Below are 7,058 nucleotides of genomic sequence, written 5' to 3'. Positions count from 1 at the left end.
AACCGCCGGGGACTGCCACGACCAACAAACTGCTGAAGATAGGCGGCGTTACGGCCCAGCATCCGCGACAGCGCCGCCAGACTGACACCTGCCGCCTCCGCCAGCCCGTTCAGCGTCTGTCTGGGATCATCCTGCATGCCCCAATCTAGTCACAGGATATTTCCTAGACAAGTTGGAAATAGAACAGAACAAGAACGGATAAGGAGATTCGCGATGGGAGATGTTCATGGGGCTGATGATCAGGATCGACCGGTTCCTGCGGAGTACGGCCATGCCGGAGACGCGGTTCGGACGACTGGCGGTCAACGATCCGCGGCTGGTCGGCGACCTTCGCCGTGGGCGGCAATTGCGTCGGCGGACGGTCCAGCGGATCGAAGCGTTCCTGGCCGCACGCGATGGCTGAACCGCCAGCGTGCCGGCCGTTCGGAGGGGCCGGGCGCCGCCCTGTGCCGTGCGCTCGTCACCGACGCCGCGCGACTTGGCCTGACCCTGTCGGCCCATGTCCGCCACGAGCAGGACTGGTGTTCGGCCACCTTCACCGGAACGCGCCTGACGGTCGAGGTCGACGCGCGCCCGCATCCTGCCTGGACCGGCATTCTCGCCACCTGGCTTGCCGCCCTGCCCGACCGGGACCTGCCCATGGCCCGGCACCTGGTGGCCGACCTGGTTGCAGCGCCGCCCACCGTCATCGACGCCGACATCACGATCCAGCTTGAGGCGCTGCTGCTCGATCGCCCGCCGACCGGAACATGACGAGCATTTAACTTGATATGCTGTATCATCACGCTACGAGGGCGGCGTTTCGCCTTTTCTGTTGGAGCCCGTCTTGGCAAAAGCCTTGTTCCTGTCCGGTCTGTCCGCCCTCGCCCTGGCCACCCCCGTTCTGGCGCAAACGGCTCCCCCGACCGATCCCGCGCCGGCGCGCGATCGCGGCCGGGATATCGTCATCACCGCACCGATCCGCCAGTCGGAGGCGGACGTGCTGTCGGGCACCTCGATCCTCGCCGGCGAGGAACTCAGCCGCGCGATCCGGCCGACGATCGGCGAGACACTTGCCCGCCTGCCCGGCGTCTCGGCCACCTCGTTCGGCCCCAATGCATCGCGCCCGGTGCTGCGTGGCTTCCAGGGCGAGCGCATCCGCGTCCTATCCGACGGCATCGGCTCGATCGATGCGTCCAACACCAGCGTCGACCATGCGGTCGCGATCAACCCGCTGCTCGCCGACCGGGTCGAGGTGCTGCGCGGCCCCTCTGCGCTGCTGTTCGGATCGTCGGCGGTCGGCGGTGTCGTCAACGTCGTCGACACGCGTATCCCGCGCACCGTGCCGGAAAACGGCTATCGGTTGTCCGGTATCGCCACCTACGGCTCGGCGGCCGACGAACGCTCGATCTCGTCTGCGGCCGACGTCGCGGTCGGTGGCGGCCTGGTGCTGCATGCCGACGGGTCCTATCTGCGCACCGGCAACCTGCGCATTCCGGGTTACGCCCTGTCCCCGGTCCAGCGTGCGCGCGCTCTTGCCTCTGCCGGCCTGCCGGTCGAGGACGATCATGATCATGACCACGGCGATGACGATCATGGCCATGATCACGGCGACGAGATCGATTTCGCCGCCAATGCCGGCATCCGAAAGCGGCTGCCCAACACGGCGTCGGAAACGTGGAACGCCGGCGTCGGCGCTTCGCTGATCCGCGATGGTGGCAGCCTGGGCATCTCGTACAGCCATTATGACAGCCTTTACGGCCTGCCCGTCCGCTATGCGGTCGCCCCCGGCCAGGAGCAGGAAAGCCCGCGTATCTCGCTGAAGCAGGACCGTTTCGACCTGCGCGGCGAGATCGAGGCGGGGGGATCATTCATTGATCGCATCCGCGTCCGCGCCGCGACCGCCGATTATACCCATGCCGAACTCGGGCCCGATGGCGACATCCACACCCGCTTCGACACGCAAGGGATCGAGGGCCGGGCCGAACTGGTGCAGGCAAACCGCGGTGGCTGGCTGGGCGCATCGGGCGTGCAATATTTCCACCGCCGCTTCGACGTCGCGGGCGAGGAAGCCTTTCTGCCGCGCAACGACACGTCGCAGGTCGGCCTGTTCACCCTGCAACAGTTCAACATGGGCCCCTTCCGCGCGGAGGCCGGCGCACGGTACGAGAATACGTCGGTGGAAGCACGGCCCGGCCTTGCCAACACGCGCTTCTTCAACGGCCGGCGGACGTTCGATGCGGTGTCCGGCTCGCTCGGCGCCTCCTACGAGGTCGCGCCCGACATCCGCATCGGCCTGAACGGCTCGCGTACCGAGCGCGCACCGGCCGCCGAGGAGCTTTATGCCAACGGCCCGCACGCCGGCACCCAGGCCTATGAGCTGGGCAACCCCAACTTCCGGCTGGAGAAAAGCTGGGGGCTGGAGGCGACGCTGCACGCCCACCGCGACGCGTGGAGCTTTGACGCGTCGGCCTATTACAACTGGTTCTCCAACTATATCTACGAGAACCAGGTTGCGCCCGCTGCCTGCGCTGCCGCCGCACCGGGCGAGGATATCGACCTGCCCTGCTTCCAGTTCGCACAGGCCGATGCGCGCTATTACGGGCTGGAGGCGCAAGGATCGCTGCGCCTGGCGACGATCGGTGGCTACCGGATCAATGCGGACCTGCTCGGCGACTGGGTGCATGCCCGCGTCGTGAACCAGGGCCCGGTGCCGCGCATCCCGCCGCTGCGCCTGCTCGGCGGGCTTGAGGCGCAGGGCGACACGGCCAGCGCGCGCGTCGAGGTGGAGCACAGCTTCGAACAGGACCGTGTGACCACCTTCGAAACGCCGACCGACGGCTTCACGCTGGTCAACGCTTCGGTCTCGCTTCACCCGTTCGGTGCCGCCAATCCGACGACGCTGATCCTGAGCGGCAACAATCTGTTCGATGTGACCGCCCGACGCCACGCCAGCGTCCTGAAGGATTTCGCGCCGCTGGCCGGACGTGATCTTCGCGCGACGCTCAGCTTCCGGCTGTGATCGCCCGGCATCTGGTGCGTGGGGACGGCTTTTGTCCCTACGCACTGGACAAGCCATACTGTTTCTTCGAAACCGGCCCCGTGAAAAGGAGAGACACGATGGCCGGCATGGGCAGTTTCGACTGGGCGGACCCGTTCCTGCTCGACGAGCAGTTGAGCGATGACGAACGGATGATCCGCGACACCGCGCACGCCTATGCGCAGGATCGCCTTGCCCCGCGTATCATCGAGGCTTTCGCCAACGAGCATACCGATCCCGACATCTTTCGCGAGATGGGCGAACTCGGCCTGCTCGGCCCCACTATTCCGGAGGAGTATGGTGGCGTCGGTGCCGGCTATGTCGCCTATGGGCTGGTCGCGCGCGAGGTGGAGCGCATCGACTCCGGCTATCGCTCGATGATGAGCGTGCAGTCCAGCCTCGTCATGTATCCCATCCACGCCTATGGATCGGAGGATCAGAAGCGCCGGTACCTGCCCAAACTGGCGCGCGGCGAGTGGATCGGCTGTTTCGGCCTGACCGAACCCGATGCCGGCTCCGACCCGGGCGGCATGCGCACCACCGCGCGCAAGGTGGAGGGCGGCTATCTGCTGTCGGGTGCCAAGACCTGGATCTCCAACAGCCCGATCGCCGACGTCTTCGTCATCTGGGCCAAGTCGGACGCGCATGGCGGCGCCATCCGCGGCTTCGTGCTGGAAAAGGGCATGAAGGGGCTGAGCGCGCCCAAGATCGACAACAAGCTGTCGCTCCGCGCGTCGATCACCGGCATGGTGATGATGGATGATGTCGAGGTCGGCGAGGATGCGCTCCTACCCGATGTGCAGGGGCTGAAGGGCCCGTTCGGCTGCCTCAACCGCGCCCGCTACGGCATCAGCTGGGGGACGCTGGGCGCCGCCGAGTTCTGCTTCCACGCCGCGCGCCAATATGGCCTGGATCGCCAGCAATTCGGCACCCCGCTCGCCGGGCGGCAGCTTTACCAAAAGAAGCTGGCGGATATGCAGACCGAGATCGCGCTGGGTCTGCAGGCTTCGCTGCGCGTCGGCCGCCTGATGGACGAAGGCCGGTTCGCGCCCGAGATGGTCTCGATCGTCAAGCGCAACAATGTCGGCAAGGCGCTGGATATCGCCCGCATGGCGCGCGACATGCACGGCGGCAACGGCATTTCCGGCGAGTATCAGGTGATGCGCCACATGATGAACCTGGAAACGGTGAATACCTATGAGGGCGCGCACGACGTCCATGCGCTGATCCTGGGACGGGCGATCACCGGCATCGCCGCCTTCTGAACACCGCCGCGATGACCGCTACCCCGCTCGCCGGCCTGAAGGTGGTCGAGCTTGCCCGCATCCTAGCCGGCCCCTGGGCGGGGCAGGTCCTCGCCGATCTGGGCGCGGAGGTGGTCAAGGTCGAAAGCCCGGCGGGCGACGACACCCGCCGCTGGGGCCCACCCTTCGTCGCCAATCCGGACGGCACCGAGGATGCCGCCTATTTCCATGCCGCCAACCGCAACAAGCGTTCGGTTGTCGCCGATTTCACCACGCCGCAGGGCCAGGCGATCGTCCGCGATCTGGTCGCCGATGCCGACATCCTGATCGAGAATTTCAAGGTCGGCGGCCTGACGCGCTACGGCCTCGATTATGCCAGCCTGTCCGCGCTCAACCCGCGGCTGGTCTATTGCTCGATCACCGGCTTCGGTCAGGACGGCCCCTATGCCCACCGCGCCGGCTACGACTTCATCGTGCAGGGGATGAGCGGAATCATGGACCTGACCGGCGAGCCGGACGGGGCGCCGCAAAAGATCGGCGTGGCCTTTGCCGACATCATGACCGGCTTGTACGCGGTGATCGCGATCCAGGCGGCACTGCACATGCGCACGCGCACCGGGCACGGCCAGCATATCGACATGGCGTTGTTCGACACGATGACCGGCGTTCTCGCCAATCAGGCGATGAACTGGTTCGCCGGCGGCGTCTCCCCGACCCGGCTCGGCAATGCCCATCCCAATATCGTGCCCTATGCGGTGTTTCCGGTGCGCGACGGCGGGTTCATCCTGGCCGTTGGCAACGACGCGCAATATCGCCGCTTCTGCACGATCGTCGGTCTCGATCCTGATGACCCGCGCCACGCCACCAACGCGCTGCGCCTTGCCCGCCGCGACACGCTGATCCCGCTGATCGAGGCGGCGACCCGCCGCTTCGACCGCGACGACCTTCTGGCGCGACTGGAGGCGGCGGGCGTTCCGGCCGGCCCGATCAACAGCGTCGCACAGGCGTTCGCCGATCCCCAGATCCTCGCCCGCGGCCTTGCGATCGATGCGGCGCGGGCGGATGGCGGCACCGTGCCGGGCATACGCACCCCGATCCGTTTCTCGGATGCGTCCCTTGCCGATCCGCTGGCCGCACCGATGCTGGGCAAGGGCGACTGACCCGATTGCATCCGCCCGCATCCGTGGCATACCCTTCTTCTGAAAAGAAAACGGAGGAGAGGTTGTCATGGCCCCCAGCGCTGCCGAATGGGAGGCGCGCCAGCAGCTCGCCGCCTGCTACCGCGTGTTCGACATGCTCGGCTGGTCTGAGATGATCTACAACCACATCACCCTGAAGGTGCCGGACGAGGACGGCGCGTTCCTCATCAACCCCTTCGGCCTGCATTTTTCCGAGGTCACCGCCTCCAGCCTCGTGAAGATCGATATCGACGGCAACAAGCTGGCAAACAGCCCCTATCCCGTGAACCTTGCCGGTTTCACCCAGCACGCCGTCTTCCACCGCCACCTGCCCGATGCGCATTGCATCATGCACACCCACACCACCGCCGGCGCCGCGGTCAGTTCGGTCGAGGGCGGGCTGCGCCCCACCAACTTCTACGCCTGCGGCTTTGCCGGCCAGATCGCCTATCATGATTTCGAAGGCGTCACCGTCCGCTTCGAGGAAGGCGAGCGCCTGATCGCCAATCTCGGCGACAGGCGCGTCATGTTCCTGCGCAACCACGGCATCCTTGTCATGGGCCGCACCCTGCCCGAGGCGTTTCTGAAACACTGGTCGCTCCAGCGCGCCTGCGAGATCCAGATCGCCACCGCCACCATGGGCCGCGCGCTGGAGGTGCCGCCGGAGGTCATCGCCGTCCACCAGCGCGACCTGTCCAAGGTCCAGATCCCCGGCGGCCCCGGCAAGGCGGATTTCGCCGCCATGGTCCGGCTGGTCGACCGCATCGACCGGACATGGCGGGATTAGCCGCGATCCGCTAGGACGGCGCTGCCATGAGCCGCCTGACCGTCAACAACCAGCCCGTCCAGTATCGCCTCGACCCTGAAACGCCGCTGCTCTGGGCGTTGCGCGACGCATCGAACCTGACAGGCACCAAATATGGCTGCGGCACCGGGCACTGCGGCGCCTGCACCGTGGACGTCGACGGCCGGGCGGTGCGCAGTTGCCAGACGACGATCGGCGCGCTCGAAGGCAGCTTCGTCACCACGATCGAGGGTCTATCGCGCGATCGCTCGCATCCGCTGCAACTGGCGCTTCTGGCCGACAATGTCGTGCAATGCGGCTTCTGCATCCCCGGCATCGTCATGGCGGCATCGGTCCTGCTGAAGAAGGACGCCGACCCGTCCGAGGCGACGATCCGCGCCGCGATCGACAATCTGTGCCGCTGCGGCATCTATCCCCGTCTGGTGGAAAGCATCCAGCGCGCTGCCCGCAATGCGCGGGGCGAGGAGGTCATCGCCGCCGCCCCGCGCCCCGGTACCGACCCCGTCGATGCCGCGCGCACCGTGCCCGCCCTTGTCGCGCCATCCGCGAAGCTGTCGGATCGCTGACCAGGCGATTAAGCTTGCCCTCACCCGGCCTGCCTTATCACCATCCCATGATCGGGCCGGCGCGCCCTTGCGCCGGCGATGAAGGATGGCTTGCATGACCAACAGGTGGATCGCCGCGCTGCTCGCCGCCGGAGCGCTGATACCCGGCGCAGCGCAGGCGCAGCAGGAGATGCAGAACCGCGGCACGGATCGCGGCTGGCAACGTCGCGGCGATGGCGGCGAGCGAGTGGGTGTCGTCCCCCGCCC

At 66.9% G+C, this 7,058-nt stretch carries 6 protein-coding genes and 1 pseudogene; 6 read left to right on the top strand and 1 reads right to left on the bottom strand.

The genetic code is table 11. The features are described from left to right. Positions 1 to 137 (bottom strand): annotated as a pseudogene (locus OXR08_RS18285) (LexA family transcriptional regulator); the annotation flags it as partial. An 89-nt stretch (positions 138 to 226) separates the two neighbouring features. Here OXR08_RS18285 and OXR08_RS18280 point away from each other — a divergent pair. From OXR08_RS18280 to OXR08_RS18255, 6 genes are all read left to right on the top strand, one after another. Continuing rightward, positions 227 to 403 (top strand): hypothetical protein, encoded by a 177-nt coding sequence (locus tag OXR08_RS18280; protein WP_162843994.1) that lies wholly within the window; start codon positions 227 to 229, stop codon positions 401 to 403. A 423-nt stretch (positions 404 to 826) separates the two neighbouring features. After that, positions 827 to 3,001 carry a TonB-dependent receptor gene (locus tag OXR08_RS18275; protein ID WP_267352058.1) on the top strand — a complete coding sequence of 725 codons (2,175 nt, stop codon included), beginning with the start codon at positions 827 to 829 and terminating at the stop codon, positions 2,999 to 3,001. A gap of 98 nt (positions 3,002 to 3,099) precedes the next feature. Continuing rightward, positions 3,100 to 4,284, top strand: a complete 1,185-nt coding sequence (locus OXR08_RS18270; RefSeq protein WP_267352056.1) for an acyl-CoA dehydrogenase — start codon at positions 3,100 to 3,102, stop codon at positions 4,282 to 4,284. Between the two features lie 11 nt (positions 4,285 to 4,295). Then, positions 4,296 to 5,423 (top strand): CaiB/BaiF CoA-transferase family protein, encoded by a 1,128-nt coding sequence (locus OXR08_RS18265; RefSeq protein ID WP_267352054.1) that lies wholly within the window; start codon positions 4,296 to 4,298, stop codon positions 5,421 to 5,423. 67 nt (positions 5,424 to 5,490) lie between these two features. Continuing rightward, on the top strand, positions 5,491 to 6,228 hold the full coding sequence (locus OXR08_RS18260) for a class II aldolase/adducin family protein (RefSeq protein ID WP_267352052.1): 738 nt from the start codon (positions 5,491 to 5,493) through the stop codon (positions 6,226 to 6,228). 26 nt (positions 6,229 to 6,254) lie between these two features. Continuing rightward, positions 6,255 to 6,812: a (2Fe-2S)-binding protein gene (locus OXR08_RS18255; RefSeq protein WP_267352049.1), complete on the top strand. Its 558-nt coding sequence runs from the start codon at positions 6,255 to 6,257 to the stop codon at positions 6,810 to 6,812. Positions 6,813 to 7,058: the final 246 nt, after the last annotated feature.

Origin of the sequence: Sphingomonas sp. GM_Shp_2 (assembly GCF_026540875.1) — a bacterium.
GTDB classification, from domain to species: domain Bacteria; phylum Pseudomonadota; class Alphaproteobacteria; order Sphingomonadales; family Sphingomonadaceae; genus Sphingomonas; species Sphingomonas carotinifaciens.
This window is presented reverse-complemented; position numbering and strand designations above follow the sequence as displayed.

Bases quoted from the DNA above. Each gene is read 5' to 3' on its own strand.
- OXR08_RS18280 (WP_162843994.1), top strand. From the start codon at position 227: ATGGGGCTGATGATCAGGATCGACCGGTTCCTGCGGAGTACGGCCATG.
- OXR08_RS18270 (WP_267352056.1), top strand. From the start codon at position 3,100: ATGGCCGGCATGGGCAGTTTCGACTGGGCGGACCCGTTCCTGCTCGAC.
- OXR08_RS18265 (WP_267352054.1), top strand. From the start codon at position 4,296: ATGACCGCTACCCCGCTCGCCGGCCTGAAGGTGGTCGAGCTTGCCCGC.
- OXR08_RS18260 (WP_267352052.1), top strand. From the start codon at position 5,491: ATGGCCCCCAGCGCTGCCGAATGGGAGGCGCGCCAGCAGCTCGCCGCC.
- OXR08_RS18255 (WP_267352049.1), top strand. From the start codon at position 6,255: ATGAGCCGCCTGACCGTCAACAACCAGCCCGTCCAGTATCGCCTCGAC.